The organism is Candidatus Poriferisodalis sp. (assembly GCF_965215815.1).
In the GTDB taxonomy this organism is placed as follows: domain Bacteria; phylum Actinomycetota; class Acidimicrobiia; order Acidimicrobiales; family Poriferisodalaceae; genus Poriferisodalis.
The window spans coordinates 1,594,965-1,613,241 of sequence record NZ_CBDCEO010000013.1; the positions used below are offsets into that span (position 1 = coordinate 1,594,965).

General features: G+C 62.6%; 16 protein-coding genes. 7 read left to right on the forward strand and 9 right to left on the reverse strand.

Features of this window, described 5'->3' with window-relative positions; translation table 11 throughout:
- The first annotated feature begins 117 nt into the window (after positions 1 to 117).
- Entirely contained in the window at positions 118 to 318 is a 201-nt protein-coding gene (locus ACOOHB_RS17235) for a hypothetical protein (RefSeq protein WP_420446032.1), read from the forward strand.
- Positions 315 to 518, forward strand: a complete 204-nt coding sequence (locus ACOOHB_RS17240; protein WP_420446033.1) for a hypothetical protein — start codon at positions 315 to 317, stop codon at positions 516 to 518. The genes ACOOHB_RS17235 and ACOOHB_RS17240 overlap by 4 nt, the downstream gene beginning before the upstream one ends.
- 93 nt (positions 519 to 611) lie before the next feature.
- On the opposite strand, the gene ACOOHB_RS17245 is transcribed toward ACOOHB_RS17240, so the two are convergent.
- From ACOOHB_RS17245 to ACOOHB_RS17260, 4 genes are all read right to left on the reverse strand, one after another.
- Positions 612 to 1,595, reverse strand: a complete 984-nt coding sequence (locus tag ACOOHB_RS17245) for an SDH family Clp fold serine proteinase (protein WP_420446034.1) — start codon at positions 1,593 to 1,595, stop codon at positions 612 to 614.
- A gap of 259 nt (positions 1,596 to 1,854) precedes the next feature.
- Positions 1,855 to 3,048 carry a hypothetical protein gene (locus ACOOHB_RS17250; protein ID WP_420446035.1) on the reverse strand — a complete coding sequence of 398 codons (1,194 nt, stop codon included), beginning with the start codon at positions 3,046 to 3,048 and terminating at the stop codon, positions 1,855 to 1,857.
- Between the two features lie 517 nt (positions 3,049 to 3,565).
- The gene (locus ACOOHB_RS17255; protein ID WP_420446036.1) at positions 3,566 to 5,278 is read right to left on the reverse strand and encodes a hypothetical protein; all 1,713 of its coding nucleotides are present in this window, start codon (positions 5,276 to 5,278) and stop codon (positions 3,566 to 3,568) included.
- Positions 5,271 to 6,305, reverse strand: coding sequence for a hypothetical protein (locus tag ACOOHB_RS17260; RefSeq protein WP_420446037.1), 1,035 nt, complete (start codon positions 6,303 to 6,305; stop codon positions 5,271 to 5,273). The genes ACOOHB_RS17255 and ACOOHB_RS17260 overlap by 8 nt, the downstream gene beginning before the upstream one ends.
- Before the next feature lie 441 nt (positions 6,306 to 6,746).
- Between ACOOHB_RS17260 and ACOOHB_RS17265 the strand changes: the two genes are divergently transcribed.
- The 3 genes from ACOOHB_RS17265 (at position 6,747) to ACOOHB_RS17275 (ending at position 9,637) form a co-directional block, all read left to right on the forward strand.
- Positions 6,747 to 7,055, forward strand: coding sequence for an XRE family transcriptional regulator (locus tag ACOOHB_RS17265; RefSeq protein ID WP_420446038.1), 309 nt, complete (start codon positions 6,747 to 6,749; stop codon positions 7,053 to 7,055).
- Positions 7,056 to 8,122: 1,067 nt separating this feature from the next.
- Complete coding sequence (locus tag ACOOHB_RS17270) at positions 8,123 to 8,275, forward strand: hypothetical protein (RefSeq protein WP_420446039.1); 153 nt, start codon at positions 8,123 to 8,125, stop codon at positions 8,273 to 8,275.
- A 132-nt stretch (positions 8,276 to 8,407) separates the two neighbouring features.
- Positions 8,408 to 9,637, forward strand: coding sequence for a GmrSD restriction endonuclease domain-containing protein (locus ACOOHB_RS17275; protein ID WP_420446040.1), 1,230 nt, complete (start codon positions 8,408 to 8,410; stop codon positions 9,635 to 9,637).
- A 65-nt stretch (positions 9,638 to 9,702) separates the two neighbouring features.
- Here the strand turns inward: ACOOHB_RS17275 and ACOOHB_RS17280 are convergent, their stop codons facing one another.
- The 4 genes from ACOOHB_RS17280 to ACOOHB_RS17295 form a co-directional block, all read right to left on the reverse strand.
- Positions 9,703 to 10,041 carry a hypothetical protein gene (locus ACOOHB_RS17280; RefSeq protein WP_420446041.1) on the reverse strand — a complete coding sequence of 113 codons (339 nt, stop codon included), beginning with the start codon at positions 10,039 to 10,041 and terminating at the stop codon, positions 9,703 to 9,705.
- A gap of 303 nt (positions 10,042 to 10,344) precedes the next feature.
- The gene (locus tag ACOOHB_RS17285; RefSeq protein ID WP_420446042.1) at positions 10,345 to 12,345 is read right to left on the reverse strand and encodes an ATP-binding protein; all 2,001 of its coding nucleotides are present in this window, start codon (positions 12,343 to 12,345) and stop codon (positions 10,345 to 10,347) included.
- Between the two features lie 23 nt (positions 12,346 to 12,368).
- Positions 12,369 to 13,499 carry a DNA cytosine methyltransferase gene (locus tag ACOOHB_RS17290; protein WP_420446043.1) on the reverse strand — a complete coding sequence of 377 codons (1,131 nt, stop codon included), beginning with the start codon at positions 13,497 to 13,499 and terminating at the stop codon, positions 12,369 to 12,371.
- A gap of 41 nt (positions 13,500 to 13,540) precedes the next feature.
- Entirely contained in the window at positions 13,541 to 15,196 is a 1,656-nt protein-coding gene (locus ACOOHB_RS17295; protein ID WP_420446044.1) for an N-6 DNA methylase, read from the reverse strand.
- A gap of 701 nt (positions 15,197 to 15,897) precedes the next feature.
- Here ACOOHB_RS17295 and ACOOHB_RS17300 point away from each other — a divergent pair.
- Complete coding sequence (locus ACOOHB_RS17300) at positions 15,898 to 16,182, forward strand: hypothetical protein (protein WP_420446045.1); 285 nt, start codon at positions 15,898 to 15,900, stop codon at positions 16,180 to 16,182.
- Positions 16,183 to 16,404: 222 nt separating this feature from the next.
- Entirely contained in the window at positions 16,405 to 17,070 is a 666-nt protein-coding gene (locus tag ACOOHB_RS17305) for a hypothetical protein (protein WP_420446046.1), read from the forward strand.
- Positions 17,071 to 17,203: 133 nt separating this feature from the next.
- Here the strand turns inward: ACOOHB_RS17305 and ACOOHB_RS17310 are convergent, their stop codons facing one another.
- Complete coding sequence (locus ACOOHB_RS17310) at positions 17,204 to 18,268, reverse strand: hypothetical protein (RefSeq protein WP_420446047.1); 1,065 nt, start codon at positions 18,266 to 18,268, stop codon at positions 17,204 to 17,206.
- Between the last annotated feature and the right edge of the window lie 9 nt (positions 18,269 to 18,277).

Genomic DNA, 18,277 nt, shown 5'->3' on the forward strand with positions numbered 1-18,277 from the left:
GATGAGCCTCCAGGGTCAGGCAATGCCGGACACCCGAAGAGCATGGGCATCGGCCCGTTCGCTGCACCCCAATGGCCTGCTGCTGGCCGGCCAGGTGGCGGCTGTTAGCTTGAGGTCATGGAGTGGGGCGACATCCTTCCGTATCTCACACTCGTCGTGACCACAGTCGGACTGATCGTCGCCGCGTTTTGGTCGTTGATGCGGTGGTCGAACGTATCCACAAGCGAACTGCTAGATGCCAAGCTCACGGCTATCGCGGCCAGGATCGATGCGGCAGACACAAGCGAACTGCTGTGGATGCCAAACTCACGACCTTGAGCACCAAGATGGAAGCGACCGACAAGAAGGTTGATGCGCTCGCAGGTGCGGTAGCAGAATGGCGTGCCGAGACGGCTCAGCACTTCACTCAGGTGAACGGCAAGCTCGACACGCTCACCAGCGATGTCGCAGGGGTGCGCGAGCGGGTGGCCCGCATCGAGGAACGAGTCGGCATCCCCGCTGAGCCGGTTGGCGCTTAGTCGTCGAATCTTCCGCACCCGCGTGCGGGAGCTGAACGATCAGGCATTCGACTTCAGCTATTGGCCTAGGGCGGCCCTGAGACCAACGGGCGTCTACGCGAAGTAGGAGTCGCCGAGGTGATTTTCGATGACCTTGACCACTTGGGATACTTCGAATGTGAGCATCAGTGTGTGGTGCACGCTGAGTACTGCGTCTTGGATGGCTTGGGACTTCTCAAGGTCGCTGATGACGACACCCTGGGCGCGTGCGAGGTCGCGACCGATTCCCCTTCCGTGTGAGTGGTGCTTGTCGTAGCTGGCGAACCACGCTGCAATCTCCGACGCTTTGCGACGAGCAGTCCAGTTCTTCTGACGACTCGACAGTCTGTCGCGCAAGTTCCGAGGGCCATGCGTGCCCGTCTGAGATAAGTGGCCGTTGAGCATCCACTTTATGAGCCATAGTTCGACCAATTCTTGTGAGAGGGCTTGGGCTGCTCGTGACTGATCCAACAAGAAAGTTCCGTACTTGTCGAGGATCGGCTCCCAAGCCGAGGCAGCCCCAGGGTTCTTGATGATGTCCTCACGTGCCCGCTCAAATTGACGCAAGGCTGCGCTAGCTGGGGCTCTCGCGAGTTGGTTGCCGAGCGGTTGGAGTACCTGCGGGTCGATAGGACCAAGACGCGAATGTGCCGCCATGAAGATTTGATCGCAGGCCAATGCGAGCATGGTGCCTGCCGACATAGCTGCAAGCGGGACAAACGCACGCAATTCGCCGTCGAACTTGTGACGGAGGTAGTTGACGATCGTCTCAACGGTGTTGGGGTCGCCACCGGGGGTGTGCAGGATCAGGTCGAGGTCGCTGCCGTCGAGATCCTGCACAGCACCCATGAACCCATGGATGTCATCAAGGCGGATCGGGGCTTTGTCTGAAATCTGGCCCGAACCCGTCCAGTTGCTGTAGTAGAGGATGACCGGCCGGCCGGTCAGTAGATGAACGCGTGCCATGTGGCGACGCCGCACAGAGTCGTGGTCTGGGACACCGTTGTTCTGCTGAGCGCTCGCACTCAACTCATGCTGGATCTGCGCCCTGTTGGGCATGCGTCAACTCGAAACGGTGCGCAGTTCGCTGTCAGCTTGCGGCGCGGGAGTCGCAGTGAGCGGCTGAGAGAGCCGCCAATAGCGCAGCGTTTCAGCAAGGCCCGGCTTCGGCAGTGACTGAGCGAGCACACGGTCGATGCTCTCAGACCGTTCTTCTGCTTGATGCATGGGCACTCCTGCCGACTTAGGGCAACAGGCTACAGCGATTCCCGATCACGCTCAGGCACACACAATGGGCCGCAGCGCTCAGCCCGACGGGTCACGCCTGGGGGCACACCAGCGACCACAGCACCCGACCGAAACGATCCTCGCGGTGCAGCAGCGGCTCATTGATCTTGCCGTCGAAATCGCAGATTGAGCGCATCTGAGCCGCCACACAGTTCGGGTTGTGTGCTTCCAGCAGCGTGCGCATCGCGTACGCCGCAGGCTCGCCGGTCGTCGGCGGCTGCGTGTAGCGGTACAGCATCCATTCGATCAGCAAGTTTGCGACGTCCACATCGGGTGGGTTCGGGGCATTGCCGGGCATCCCGTCATCGCGAATGTGAGTCAGCGTTACTCCTTGGCCCGCGGGTGCGCCGTCGGCGCTGTAGCCACGCGACTCGGCGCGCAGGTAGAGGTCGCGGAATGTGTAGGTGCCATCGGGCCAGCGGTACGGGTAGTGGGCGTGCGCAACCGGCCCCTTCGCCGGCGCGGGTCCGACGGGCCACAGCTTCACGGTGTCGAGTTCTCGGTCGTAGGTGCCGTCGCGTCGTGCTGACGTGGCGGTGATGCCGCCGCCGGGGTACCAATCGGCGAGTTGTTCGTCGGTCCACCAGCCCGAGGCGATCTGGAGTCCGCTGAGACGTTCCGAGTCGGTGTCCCATCCGGCGTACACACCGCCCCAGTGGTCGAACAGGTCGTCGATCCACCCAGCGAGCGAGCCTCCGGGCGGCGGCGGACAGTTCGGGAACAGCGCCCGGATCGCGGCATGGTCGAAGTAGGCGCGGGCCGGGAACACGCTGTACGCGGACGTCTCGTCTTCGGGTTGCGCGCCAACCTCGTCATCAGCGTCATCGGGTTGAGCTTCGGTCGTGTCCGGCTCGTCCGCTCCGGCCGGGCCGTCGCCATCAGGATCGTCGGTGACCGGCTCTTCTGAGTCGGCCTCGGTCGTGTCCGCGGGCACCGTGTCAGCGGTCGGCTCAGGAGCTTCGGTCGCGTCGGGCACAGTCGTCTCGACGACAGCAGGCTCGGTCGCCGACGTCGCGTCGGGCACAGTCGACTCGACGACAGCAGGCTCGGTCGCCGACGTCGTGTCGGCAGGCTCGACAGTCACAAATGCCGGCTCGGGTGCCTCGGTGCCCGGTGGCGGCTGCGACGTGTCGGGATCGTCGGAGCACGCTGCAGCGAGCAGCGCTGCAGCGAGCAGCGCAAACACCGCTCGGCTTTGTCGGCGAGATCGAGTCGTGATGGTCATGCTGGGTGTCCTTTGATCGGTGACATCAGCGAATTGGTTTCCCACCATCATCCCGGTGGGGTGTGACATCAGGCGGGTGAAACTGCCAGGCGGAGAGATTATGGGCAGCGGCCCGCCGAATCGGCACCAAGACGCATTCGAGCATGTTGCGGACGCCCGGCGAGCTTGTTGCATGAGCCTCAGTGCCTATGACGCACCGCACTGTGCTGCCCATTCGTCCATGAAGCGATCCATGGAGCGGCTTCGACAGTGCTCTTGGGCGAGCAGTTGCAAGCAGCGGCCGCGTTGCAGGAGAAATGGATGTTTTTCTCCGCTCACACTCACAGGCGGGACGAGCGCGAATTGTAGGGCGAAATACTGCGCGGAATACTGCGCGGAATTCGTCGGACCGCGGGCACCGTTCGGGGCGCGGGAGTCCGGGTACGTTGGCTGAGTTGGGTTGCTCGGCTCGCGTGGCGCAGTTCTTGGCGGTGAGGGTGGCGTCAGCGTGTTCGTGTTGGTGGCGCCGGGTGGTGGTTCAGGCTGCGAGCTGTGTGGGCAGTGACGTGGGTTCGGGTGGGGGTACGAGGCGTTGTCCGAAGATGTCGGTGTACTGGCTGCCGGTGCGTTCCGCGTGCGCGAGCAGGGCGCTGGTGACTATGAGCAGTTGGTAGCCGATGGCTTGGTATCGGTTGTTGTTGCGCGTAGTGGTGATGCTGCGCTTGTCTCGCAGCAGTGCTTTGAATTGCCGGTTGGCGGATTCGCAGTCTTGGCGGACGCCGTAGAGATTCTGGTGGTGGGGGTCGGCTTCGGGGAATGCTGAGAGCGTTTGGGGGTGCAGCGTGGGGTTCTTCTTGTGTTTCTTGTTGCCGTCGGGGTCGTGTTCTCGGAGTTGTTCTGCGGGGGTGTCCATACGCATCGTGATGGTCGCGCCTTGTAGGTGCCGGGGGACGATGGGGTTTTGGGGCAGTGCGTAGGTGTTGTTCACGGCGTAGCCGCCGGTGCGTTGCTTGGTTCGGCGGCGGTTGGTGCAGGTGAGCGGCACGTAGCAGTCGTGCCCGTCGCCGTCGGTCATGACGACGGTCGCGTTGCCGTCGATGGTGATGACCTCGGCGGTGTGCGCGACGGTTTCGTTTGGGTGGACGAATCGGTGGGGGCCGAAGTTGTGGATGAAGGGGACGGTCTCGCTGATGCGGCGCAGCTTGGAGACCGGCTGGACGCCGGCTTTGAGGAGCCGGTCGCGGTCCTCGGCTGAGAGCGCTCCGTCGTATCCGAAGGCGTAGAGGCCTTTGATGATGCGGGGGTGTTCTTCGATGAGCTGCAGGAGCGAGTCGACGGCGAGCGTCGCGTCGCTGTTGGATCTCTGCGCCTCGCCTTTGATGTTGACGGCGAGGATGATGCGTTCTTTGGGATGGGGCGTGCGGGTGATGACCAGCACCCATTCGTAGTTCGGTGGTTTGGGCTTCTTGCCGGTTGCGCTGCGAGGCGTGAACGCTTCGGGGTCGTGCCGTTTGGGCTTGCCTGTGCCATGGTTGATCTTGTCGGGGTCGCCGTTGTTGTACAGGCCGCCCACGACGGTGCCGGCGGCGGCGACCGTCTGTGTGGTGTCGGGCTGGGTGTAGGTGCCCGCCCTGGGCCGGAACTGGCCCATCCTGAGCGCTGCTTCGACGCAGATCTGGCGGGTTAAGCGTTCGAGTTCGTCGACGACGTCGTCGTCGAGGAAGTCCTCCCGCACCCGCCGGTGCTGGCTTCGGTTGAAGCCTTTGGGGTTGAGCCGCCAGGCGGGGTCGTCGGGCCGGTCGTGTTCGAGTTGCAGGTTGAGCTGGTCGACCAGTCGCTGCGCGGGACCTCCGGCGCGGTGCGGGAAGTTCTTGTTGTGGACACCGCTGGCGCCGCCGTACAGGAATGTGCCGCACAGGAAGATCAGCGCGTCGTATGCGTCGTAGTCGCGTTTGCGTCCGCGGTTCTGGCCTTGCCGTGCGTCGTCGATCAGTTCATCGAACCGCTTGGCGACCTGTCGGGTGCCGCTCATCGCCGCGACGGAGTGCAGCCACTGATCGGGGGTGAGCGGAAACGCAGCACCCTTCTTTTCTTTGAGGCGTTTGCCGTTGCTCTCGGCGGCGGACGCCTCGTCGTCGTCGGGCCGGCTGTTGGCGGTTGCCTTGGCGAGGTCCGCGACGCGGATCGGTTCCCCGTCGGCGAACAGCGGCTGGTAGGCCCGAGGCTGATCCTCAGAGGGCTCATCAGCCATGGCAGGGATCCTCTGGCAGAGCGCGCGCGAACACGGCTGCGGTGTCGTCGAGCGATCTGGCGCCCAGGAACCGCGCGGCGGCGACGAGGCCGTGGGCGTGGCAGATGCGATGCGCGGTCGTGTAGCGGATCGAGCGCGCTGTGACGCCGCGCCGGTGCGAGATCCCCGCATCGACCAGGACCCGGCGCAGCCGCACAGTCACGGAGTGGGTCGCCCGGTCGAGAGTCAGGCCGGCGCTGATGCACAGCAGCGCGTGCGGGTCAAGGTCAGTGCAGTTCCGCAAATGGAACGCGATCTCGGTCCGCGCCCACTCGTCGATCGGGTTGACGCGCGCACGGTCGCCGCTGAGACGCACGAATCCGCGGTCCGCGTCGATGTGCGCGGCAGCGACCCGAGCGATCTCGGATGCCGACGCTCCCGCGAACGCGAGCCCCACCAGGACCGGCAGTGTCGTGGCGATGATCCCGCTGCGGGAGTTGGCCCGCACCAAGCGAGCCTCGGCCTCGGTCAGCGGACGCATCGCGGCCGCGCTCGGCTGCTGGCTGATCGGCCTCGGACGCAGCCGATTGGCGTCGATGCCCGCGCCGAGGCTCTCTGCCGCGTCCAGCAGCGCACCCGCAACCCATGCGCGCATCCGCGCCGTGCCCGCTGACACGTCCCGGTACCGCCCCGACTGGTCCGGACTTGCCGCCCAGCACCAGCTCAGCAACATCTCTGGGGTCACCGAGCCCCATGTGCCGTCCCCCGCGGAGATCAAATAGCGCAGCAGCTTCCGCGACTTCGCAGCGACACTGCCAGCGGTAGCCGAATTGGCCCTGTAACGGACCGCCAGCGCTTCCAGCAGCACCGGCACCCACGCCGCGATCTGCTGCACGCCGACCATCACCAGCTCCGCCGCCCGAAGCACGATCGGCAGCCGCGGCAGCCCCCCACAGCCCCCCACAGCGAACAAGCGAGGCTGATCGCTGAGGAACCCGCACGCCCGAACAGGGACCAGCGGACGGACCTGACTGCTGCTACGTTGCATTGTGGACCCTTCGGGTACATACGGGCCGGAACGCACTGTCGTCTTGTAGGGCGGGCGGGCGTTCCGGCCCGTGAACTCTTCGATGCCGTACACCACGATCGCGGCAAAGCGGCGTCAAGTGGCGGACTGCCAACCCTCGACCTGGGGCCAGAAACCCAAAAGTCCAGCAAACACGGGGGTTTCCGGCAGTCCGACCCATCAAGCAGCGATGCGAAGAGCCCCGCGTAACGCGGTCGTGCGCGCATGTCGGCGTTTCCCGCGACCGGGCCGCCGTGTTCGCATCGAGCGGGTGCCGTTGCGGCGATGGGCGGTTCCGAAGGGTGCCCTTCCCCCTGCATAGTGTTCATTGCATTGAACGTTATGCAGGGGCTGTGACACGAATCTGCGGCGGCACCACCGCACCTTCAGCCGTGCGTGCATCAACAACTAGCGTTCGGGCCGATGCCCCGATCCGGCGGCCTCAAACCGCATCCGAGCGACTACCTCGCACCCGAACAAACTTGGCCCAACGGGAAACTCGCCCACGACGCGCCACCCGAAGCACGCCTCGCCAAAGCGATCGCTCAACGACTCAACACACACTTGACAGAACACGAACTCAGCCTGCGCGACGCCGCACAACCCACCGGCACATCCCCCGCCACCCTGCACAACATCCTCCACGGACGAACATGGAGCGACATGACCACCCTCGCCCGCATCGAACACGGACTCAGCATCCAACTATGGGGAACCGAACACCGTCACTAGAGGCCACAACGGCCACCGACTGCAGCTGGGCTCATTGACAAGACGTCGGGGTTCCACGGGGCGCTGAACCGGCTCCGAGCACGCCACGGGCAACCAGCCCACCTTAACCAACTGACCGGCCACCGGGGTGAGTGCCCACCAGCGAGGACATGGAGGCATCGTGATGACATGGCCGCTGCCCGAGTCCGTGCAGAACACCAGATTCCGAGACTGGCAGCCATGTGCTGGGATGCGTCAACGTTGGACGTTGACGGAACTCGCTGCGTGTGCCTTCCCCACTGCCGCGCTGTACGCATCGCCGCCGGAGGCACACTCGGCTGCCGCGGATCGTAGCGCAGCGATGATCGGCTGCCGCCCGGATGGCCGCTGCCGGGTCATGGGCAACTGATGGAACAGTGGGCGAACGCCTGACACGAGGCGACCCTGCGGACGATCGAGCCCGCCGTGCATTGAGTGTCTGGCGCATCTGCTGACCAAGGCGATATCGGCCTCCGCGGCACCCCATGTCGCGCATCTGTGTGCGCAGACCCGCAAGTGAGGATTCGACGCGAAGCGGTTTCGTGAGGCTTGTCGACGCGAGCCGACAAAGTGCCACCGTAAAGCTCGTAATGAATTCCATCTCAAATGAAGAAAGCAACAACCCGAGGCACTGCCGGAGACACCGGCCAGTTCGACACCATCACACCGGAAGCGACGCGACCGGTAGTCGGACAGTTCCGCCTCGTTCACAACAGCCGCAAGATGCGGAGCACGAAAGCCTGCTGCTGGAAATTGCCAAGATCAACTTGGAGTCCGCCCGAGAGAACCGGGAGTCCGCCCGAGACGGGAGGGAGGCTTCCCGCGACAACATGAAGGCTGCGCGATACGGGCGGCAAGCATCTCGCGTGAGGCTGTGGGGCTCCTGCCTCTATCTCGCGGCGGCTGTGTTGGCAGTTGCGCTCGCCTTAGGACAGGCACAGCCCCTTGCCATCGCCGACACGGCACCACAGCCGGCAAGCCCGCCGGCAGTCGTGTCGGAGCAGCTCGCAGTTGCGCAGAGCACAGCGGATCATGAGGGCAGAGATTGAGTGCCTTGGATCGATGCCTCATGCGAGCTTCTGCTGCCCATCGGGCACGTCCGCACACCGCCACCGGTGAACCACTACGAGACCAACGTCGTAGCGGAACAACTCATCATCGGATCCGACATGCCTGCCACGGCTGGCCGAAAGGAACGCTGACCGTGCGGACATGATCTTCGCTTCTGTGCGTCTGGTCCCGCCGAAGCACCCGGCAACGCCGCCAAAGCCAGGCGGGAGCCCTCTACCTTCCCATGTGCCACCGCAACCCCTGAGAACGAGGAGCCGCACTTCATGAGGGCAAAGCGAAACACCGAGCCATGCCCGCCTCACAGCATGTGTGCCGAATTTGGCGACCGCGGCGGACTTGGCGTGGCCGAGCGAGCATCTCGAGATCGTCTTCGGAGTGCCGCACTGTCCGTTGTCGCAGTGATGGCGCTGCTGTTGGCGTCATGCGGGACCTCTGTTGATGACAGTCGCAGTGACCGGACGGCAACGACACAGGCGAGCATCACCGTTGGCACGATCCCTGCAGCGACTCCGACGACTGTGGTCGGCGCCAAGCCCGAATCACCGGGGAACGGCATCAGCGGGGGAGCAGCCGACTCGAGCGAACCTCCAACGGTTGACGAGCCGACGACCAGCGCTGCTGACTCCGCTGGACAGCAGGACGATCAGTCTGGCGAACCTGTTGAGGAATCGGCCGAGCAGGACATCTCGGAGCCTGCTGAGGGAGACGAGCCACAAGCAGACGACTCATCGGTCGGCGCTGCTGAAACATCGAGTGTGGCTCGTATCTTGTCACTGCTCGACGCGCTGGACGTCACAGCCGAAACCAGTGGCGGCTACGACCGTGCCCTGTTCAAGCACTGGGTCGACGCTGACGGCGACGGCTGCGATGCGCGTCGTGAGGTGCTGATCGCTGAGGCTGTGGCCGCTCCGAGCGTCGGGGCGCGCTGTTCGCTGTCAGGCGGGGAGTGGCTGAGTCGTTACGACGGCAAGACCGCCAGCGGCAACGGCAGCAGCTTCGACGTGGACCACATGGTGCCCTTGGCCGAGGCATGGGAATCCGGTGCGCGCAACTGGACCGAGGATCGTCGCGAGGCCTACGCCAACGACCTCGGCTACGCCGACTCCCTGATCGCCGTGTCAGCCAGCTCGAACCGCTCCAAGGGCGCCCGTGACCCTGCCGAATGGCTGCCGCCCGCACAAGGCGTGCACTGCTGGTACACCGCAGCGTGGGTGCAGGTCAAAACCCGCTGGGACCTCGCATCGACCAGACCGAAGCCGACACGCTCCGCAACGTCCTCACCGGCTGCGACGACAACGACCTCAGCAGCCTGCCCGAAGTGCAGACCGTCGCTGATGGAACTGCGCCGGCGCAAACCGACACCGAGCCTGAGCCCGTCAACGACTGCCACCCTGCCTACGAACCGTGCCTGCCCAACCGACCCGGCGACGCACTCAACTGCGGGGACCTCACATCGGAACAGAAACCCGAGCACATCAAAGAAATCGGCGTAGACCCCTACCGACTCGACCGAGACAACGACGGCTTCGGATGCGCGAGTTGATCTGACGGGGACCCGTTAGCAACGCGACCGGCCGGCGCGGCAACATGTGCCCGACACCGCCTCGATCTGGTGCGGCAGGGGCCGTACCCGGCTTGCACCCAGTGCCAAGTAAGGATCGAACAGATGCGCCAACCGAATGCGCCGGGCCTCAGCGGCCAGCCGAAAGAGCCAACCGTCGCCGTCAAAGATGAACGACCCGCCGGCTTCGGGTGCTACGAGGCGCAACCCCGCTTCGTCATCACGGAACGGCACCCGCTCGCTCAACGATCCGTCGGCGCAGCGGTACGTCAGTGTCAACGCCTGCGATCCGTGGGCTTGGACCGCCACAACAGTGACCGCTCCACCAGGCTCCACCCCCAACAGCCGCCGCCGACATCGATGCTCTCCATCTCTACGCCTGACGAGCCGTCCCGAACATCCTTTCCGTCCACCGTCGCTTCCCTGCCGCGCACCAGCAGGCCCTATCCACCGTGCCGAGATCCCCGTCTGAACAATCGCCGCATTCGATTCGTCACTACGGTCCAGAACCCAGCTACGGACGCCGTGATCGGCTGACCATCGTCTTCTTGGCGAAGGCCACCTTCGGTGGCCTGAAGTACAGAGAAGGATCTTGATACTGGCAAGTGCACCAGCTTTGCAATTCGAAATGGTAGCCAACTACGGCGGAGGTGCTTCTGTGTCCTCTTCCAGCGACGACAGCAGCCTCTCCAGTCGGCTAGCTTCTTCACTTTTTTCCAAGTATGCAGAGTATTGAGAGCGAGCATTTGCAATGAGTTCTTCGTACAAAACGATTCGTCCGTTGAACTTCTTGAGTTCATGATTCACTAGTTCCGATGCGCTCTGGAAGTTGAGGAGTGAAACGACTTTGGGCGGCGATCCGAGTACAAATACGACATCGATCTTTTCGTTCTCGCGATTCCTCTGCGTGAGGATAGATCTCAAACCCGTGAAGTACTTCTGGCCTTGAGCAGAGAGTTCGTCTACGCTCATTGGCCGCTTGCTGCGCTTCATCTCAACTATCACATGAGAACCCGCTGACGACTTTCGGTAACGGATATCGAGGCGACCCCGAATTTCTCTGCCTTCGTCATCCATCGCCAGAATTCCAGGGTCAACGTTGCGAAGATCGTCCTCCATATAGGAGTCCTCAGTAGTGCGCTCCCATGCAGGGTCCAAGAGATAGAGATTCTTGAAGAGGTGCTTTTGCACTACGCGCTCTACCTCGTTCTCATCGGTAAGATTCTCCAACTGACGAATGGATTCAACACGTCCGCGTAGAATGTCCATCCATAGACTTGCCTCGTATTCTCCTTGAGCGCCTAGGAGTCTAAGAAGTTCCTCGGCATTGACGCTAGAAAGTTTGTCAAGTTCCTGTGCATTCTCCCGGAGCCCGATCCGGGCAAACGCAAGTACACCATGCCTATATAGCGAGGCGCGCCGTGATCGCCCATTCTCGTCATCCATATGTAGCGCGGCAATCGTTGCGATTATCTTGTGTGCCGCGGCTTGCTGCCACTGATGCAAATCATCATGCCATTGCTTCAGCAACGGATATTCGCGAAAAACGTCATGTGCCTTCCGTCTCGGCCGCGCAGTATTCCACTGGCTTGACGCTGTCTTGAAGGCTTCTCGTAGGAACGTATGCAGTCCCTGCACTCTCGGGTCGTCTTCAATAAGACGCTGACGATCGCTGGTAGCGATATCGTCTTCGCTATCAACGTCGAGAAAATCGGCTTCGATCTGACCTGTGACGTAGTTGCCGAACACGCGAGCAAAATCAAGCTTGTCGATAATGCCTTCATGGATGGGGCGCTTGCGGGCCAACACCATGATGTTCTTGAGTGACCCTGCTTCGCCGTCATCGGCTAAGTCTGAAGGAGTGCGGGCCGTACCTATCCAGCCTCGCACTTCCCAGCCGTCACGGCCGCCAACATTGCACTCATCAAGGACAAATCTCTCCACATCGTTCGGTAGTGCATCTTCTGGTAGACGCTGCTCGCCGAACTCCCATAGGAATTCGAGCCGCTTGAGATCCTGCCGATCCTCGAATGTCAATCGTTGTCCATCTATCTCGATTCCGAAGCCGCCCTCTTCAGGCGGTGTCTGATCGAGCACGTCGAATCGGCGAGCGAGCCGCTTACGGAGTGCTGCCGCGGTGAGCCTGACGCGTTTGCTCGTAAGCTGTTTCAGAACAATTGTTGTGCCAACGCCCGAATAATCCTCGGTAGTCTCAACCTTCTCTGGATGATACGCGTGGCCTAGCGAAATCTGCTCCCTGAGGTCGTTAACCGAAATCCGGCAACCTGTGCTCTCGCCGTCCTTAGTCGTATAGATGAAGATCTCGTCTGCAATGGAAAACGCGCTCAGTTTTCCTATGCCCTTGCGGCCCATGAACGGCCGGTTCCACATCTTAGAGTGCGGGCCTTCCGCGGCCCGCTTTTGGTAGCCAGTCTTCAGAAAACGATCATTGAGTTCTTGCTGAGTCATTCCGCAACCGTCATCGGAAACAACCACGCCGGACTCGCCCACGTCCCAGCTGATCCGAACCAGTGTTGCGTCGGCATCGTACGCGTTGGCGACGAGCTCGGTGAGGACAGCGGCTGCGTTGCTGTACAGCTTGATGCCGAGCGCCTCAAGGACCGACATGTCGATGCTCATGGTGAAAGGTGGTTGTTCCGTCATCACGTGCTTACCTCTGCGAATGAGTTGAGAAAGGCTCTGCCGACGGCTTCCCCGAGCGGCGGCGGGACGGCATTGCCTATGTGCCGGCCCAAGGTCGTCAGCGGCGCGACTTCCCCGTCAGGTGCGAAACGGTAGTCGTCGGGGAATCCTTGGAGGATGGCTGCCTCGCGCAGGGAGATGGTCCGGTCTTGTTCCGGGTGACCGAAGCGCCCCGCTCCGAAGTTGTGGAAGTAGGTCGTGATCGTTGGGGACGGCCTATCCCAGCGCATCCGGGCGTACACGTTCTTGAACGCAGCGCCGCTGGGACGCCGATGGCATGGGGCTCGCAGTTCTTCCGGCCAGTCATGCCAGGTTCCACCCGGCTCAGACGCAGCCATTCGCTTCCGGTTGAGCGCTGAAAGGCCGCGGCTTCGATGCACCGGATCGGCTTCATGGGTGTCGCCAGCCTCGATTGGCGGAAGGCCCCCGATCGCCTGCCTGACAGTCGCGGCGGGACGGTCGCGCTGATCCCCCTCCGGGACTTTGGCACGGCCCAGCCGAGAAGCGACGAGCACGAGGCGGCGGCGGTTCTGCGCGAGCCCGTAGTCCGTGCACCTGCAGACATGGCTGTCCAAGGAGTAGCCGAGACCCTTGAGCATCTCCACGAAGTCCTCGAATACTGCCTTGCCTTGAATGCGGGGAACGTTTTCGGTGGTGACGAATTCCGGTTGCGTCTCCTCGACGAGTCGGCCGAGTTCGCGTAAGAGCACCCAGCGCTGGTCACTCGACGGGCTCACGCCCTTGCGATACGACGAGAACGGCTGACACGGCGCGCATCCGGCCAAGAGCCTCGTAGCGCCCTCAGGCCACAGATCGGACAGTTCCTCAGCCGTGACATCACAAATGTCCCGTTCCACAAACCGTGCGCCGGCCATGTTGGCTTCGAACGGGAACCGACAAGAACCGTCGACGTCGATACCTGCCACGACATCAACACCCGCAGCAGATAAACCGAAGGACAGGCCGCCGATGCCGCAAAAAACATCGACGGCAGCGATGCCGTGGCCGGGCGGGCGAGCAGACTCAGCGGCATGGGACGGCGAGAGCGCAGTGCGCTGGCCCCGGACTGCACTCTGCTCATGCTCGCCCATCAGCAGGCACTCCCCATCCACTCCTCGGCTGCCAGCGGACTCTACGCAATCGACGGCCATGGCTCGTCCGACTCCAGCCAAGCGGGTGGCGGGACCATGATGCGCTCCATCTCGGAGGGTTCGAACTTGGTCAATCCGCCTGCGTAGGTGCGGCCTCCTGACAGCGTTGCATGGTCGCGCAGTGCCTTGGTCAAGTTGCATAGCGCTGTCTCGGAGAGCGAAGCGGCGGGGTAGATGCCGTGCACGTTGTTGAGGTTGTGTGCCTTGACGAGGTTGCGAACGAACGCCGGGGGTCGTCTCGCCATGTATGTAGCCAAGATCGGGGCGGGGCTGCGCAGCTTGACCGACCACCACGATTTGCGGTGACGTGCGATATAGCCGTCAGCGACACCCGCTCGACGCGCGACTTCCAAGAATCGCTCAACCAGCTCGCGGTCGGTGCTGTCGAGGAAGTCGAGGTCTTCGGGCAGGCTGACCACGGCCCTCAGATCGCTGCTGTCGGTCAGCACTCCCGATGCCGTGGCGAAGAGTTCCAACGCCTTCGTGACGGTGGGGTAGAGCACTGTCGCAGGCAGCTGCGGGTCGTCCTGCGAGGTGACCCATGTTGCGTTGGCGCCAGTGGCGGTTCCTCGGTGCACGCGGCAGAAATCTCCGAGCGCGACGAAACCACGGGGATTCGATGCCTGCGGCACCAGCAGAGCCGACCAGCGAGGCTCTCTTCGCAACTCTTCGCGGCTGAAGCTCTTGCCCCCAGCCAAGCCCCGGAGTTCTTCGAGCCGGTTGATCCGGCGGATGCGAATCGGGCGCTGTGGTTCGCCGACCTCGAAGGCAGTCACTGTCGCCGTGGTGGCGGCATCTGCGAACACCTGCGTCCGAGCGTCGATGACGTGCAGGGACAGACCGCCGAGTGGCCCGGCAACCAAGTCTCGTGCCAACTGCCCGTAGCCGACATCGAGCCATTCCGACGAGGTGACGAATGCGCCGAAGTCGCCGGCCCGAGCGAGATGCGCGGTTGCGAGCAAGAAATGGACGTGCATGCCCGCCAGCGCCGATGCCTTGAGGCCTAGGCCGGCAGCTCGCTTTCGCAACCATGCCTTCCATGCGGGATCGATGTCGTGATGACGCACGTAGGGCGGGTTTCCGATGAAAGCCGTTGGGCCGGTCGCAGGCGACAGGTCCAGCGCGCGGTAGTCGCCGACGTGCATCTCTGAACGCTCGTCGAAACCCAGTACGGTCAAGTTCGCTCGGACCGTCAGGGCAGCAAGCGGGTCGATCTCGACGGCCACCAGTTGTGCGTCGGGAACGTGTCGGCCGACAGCACAGAGAAATCGGCCAGACCCAGCCCCTGGGTCAACAACTCGTTCAGCCCGCTTGTGGTTTGCCAGCCATTCCGCCATCGGTCCGACGATCGCAGCGGGCGTGTAGGTCGCACCATGCCGACGGCGCTGTGCCGCCGACCGCAGCGAAGCGAACGTTGCACCCAAGGGGTCATCACCCGCCCGGATCGCGGCCGCCAAGTCCTTTAGTGCATCTGTCCGAGGCGATGGCGACGCAACCTCAATGAGGTCTCGCTCGGCGCGGCTCACGTCCGCGAGGTGACCATCGCAAGCCAGCGCCCATGCTGTGGCGCACAGAGAACGTTCGTCGCCTGTGATGCCCATTTCAATCCAAGCGTCTTGGAGCACTTGGGGGATCATCACGCCGACATCACCTCCTTCGTGGCGGGTGCCTTCCTCTTGTGATGAGAATGCCGAATCTCGGGCCAGCGTTCTCCCAGCGGATCAGCAGACCTCAGTCGCCACCACATAGAACCGGACGAGGGGAGTGCAGATGTTCCCACGGCCGATCGAAGCTCGTCATGGGGCTCGCACTTGGCGAGTGCATCGATCACGGCACGACGATAGTGATGTCCGTTGACCTGCAGGACCTCTGCGGACCTGACGCCCCAGCATGCGCGCCCGGCACTCACACCTTCCGTTTCATGACGCGCTCGCGTCAGCTTCATGGCTCCATGCCTTGCCCAGTTCGCGTTGCTGTCGCTGGCTCGGTTCCCCGAATGCTGATCAACAGCGCTGGCATCATGGGCCGGCTTGCGGCACCGAGGAGGTCTCTGTGAACGCGCGCACTTATGGCGAGCTGGCCGTTTTCATCTGAGTGCCTGTAACGGGGTTCGTGCAGGTGAAACGGATGCCGGAAGGCGACCTTGCCGCCGCCGAGTTCGGAGTCAAGGACAAGTACGGCAAAGTGAATCCGGTTCGCTTCGGCTGAGCCGGATCTGCTTCCGGCGAACCAAGCCCGATCCAGAAGCTGCTGGAAGCGCTGCCCGCGTGCAAGTCCTGCTGCCCGCTTGCCAGCTTCCGTGTCTCAGGTTTGATGCGTCATCTATGCTGCTTGTCTGATGAGCGAACAAAGTACTGAGGCCCTATTCGGCCCTGATCCGGACATGTCCGATCAGGCGGTCTTGAACCATTTCGCGTTCGTGGAACGGCATCAGGGGAAGCTCGAAGCTGAGCACTCTGGGAAGATGGCTCTGATGCGCGACGGCGCAGTCGTCGAGATCGTCGAAGACATGGACGTCGCATACGAGCTTGGCCTGCGACGCTTCGGCAGCGGCAATTTCTCGCTGGAACGGATCGGCGCCTCACCGCACCGTTTGGGTGTGCTCGAATACGCATTCGCATAACGGCATCAGGTCGAGCTCCAGAGCATGGAAATGGCGCTTGGGTGTCTCAGCGGAGCCTGATCGCGACGGAGGCGGCTGGGGCCGAACCCGACCATGAGCGTTACGCTCACAAGGAGAATAAGCATGGCTCGACGACGTGCATCTAGGTGGATAGATCAAGCGGAGTCACGCCTACCGGCTTACAGCCGTCATGTCTTGGACATCGGCAAGGTAGTCCACGGCATGAACGAAGCGACCTTGTGGGCATTGCTAGTTCGTGAGTGTGCACGAACCAGCGGCCTCGATGGACTCGCGGACATTCGCCTTGATCGTCTCCCGCAACGGAGCGACATACACGGAGGTTCCCTGCTGAATGAGTCAGGGAAATTCATCCGGCTGCTTCCTGCTGGCGTTGAAGCGTGGTGCGAACATGACAAGCCGGGGCGCACCACCAGCACGCTGGTGGAGGAACTGCGCAATCTCTTCCCGTCAGATCCCAGTTTCGAGATATGGGCTCTTTGCATGGAGATGGGGCAGGCCGTCAGAAACTCGCTCGTTCACAGTATGCCTGCGTATGACGACAGCACAGGCGAACTCACTGGTTGCAAGAGCCCGTCCAAGGGAGGCGGCATCCTTGAGGTCCCAGTGGATGAGAACAAGTACGCCGCAACTCAGGTTCTCTTGTTTACGTGCGTTGGGATACCGCTACTGACGCTCGTTCGTATCAAACGAGATCGGACTGATATCCAGCGAGCGTGGTCGGACGCGGCTGATGTCATGTTGAAGACGCAGAGCTCCTTGATAGAGCGCCATATGATGCCGCACTTCCAATATCTGCCAAAGTTGAGCCAACAGCTGGCCACGGCATTCGTTCAAATGCGTGATGCCATATCGTCAACGAACCCTTGAGGAACCACGGGTGGAGCCCCCAAGCACAAGATCGCCACCGAATAGATGCACAGCAGGCATTGGAGACGTCGCCGACCCAGTGATCTTCAGGCGATGCCGATGAGGCGCAGGTCTTGAGTGGGCGCTTGCAATGTCATCTGCTGTAGATGGGCAGCTGTGCTCCGCGGAAGTAGCGGTCGTGACGTGTCGCGTCTTCGGCGGCGGCGACCAGGTCGTCAAGTTGTCCGCTAGCTTCCAGCGCTTGGGCTCCGAAGCGGCGAGATAGGAAGTAGGCGAGGACGGCATCTTCGTAGATGAACACGGAGCCGTGGTGGCGGTCGTTGGTGTAGTCGTGTTTGGACGGGTTGCCTACCAGCCTCACGAACTCGCTTGCACCGGCGAGCGAGTCAGCGGACATGAGGTTCTTCGCAGCAGGAGTGCCGAGGAGTGCCCCGAGGGGCTGCTTGGCATCTGCTTTGTCCAGTGCTTTCTTGACACAGCCTTCGAGGTGCGCCGTCGCGTTCTGGACGACTGCGCGCACATGGATGGGGTCGCCCCAAGCCAAGCTGAGATAGGTGGGGATATACCGGAGCGGCCGCAGCACCCTCTCGAAGTCGTAATCGAAGGGGTAGTCGTACCTGTCGGAACCGACCCACACGGCTGAATGGATGCCGGCACCGGGGATCTGGCGGTCTACCTCCATGAGGAACTCATGGACCTGCGGGTTGAACGGAGGCGACGCGGCTTCCAGACGAGCCATCTCGGACCGCACATGGTCAACATCGGGCAAATGCTCTTCGGCCAGCGACTCGAGCCGTGACGCCTCAGGCATGATCGGCTGCGGGCGAGGCGAAACGGCAAGCAATCGGATCGCGGTCGCATTGTCAGGAAGCGCCGGCCGCATCGAACGCTCCAGCTGCGACAGCCGGTCAGCTTCGCCGAGCAGCCGTTCGATCTCAGCGACTCGGACTACGTACTCCTCGTTCGTCGGCCCGTCGCAGATCTGGGTGTAGTGCAACTCCGCGAGTCGGCACGCAGTCTCGTAACGAACTGCGAACTCCCAAGCAACAAATCGATGGCCGGGATGCCGAGTGCGCACATCCCATCCGTCTTCATGCTCAACGACAACGCTCGCCGCGGATTCGTAGAACAAGCGCTCAGAAGGCCAAAACCCTGGAAGCGGGTTGAGCATTGGGCGACGTCGCGGGAACAATCTCATGGGATGCAC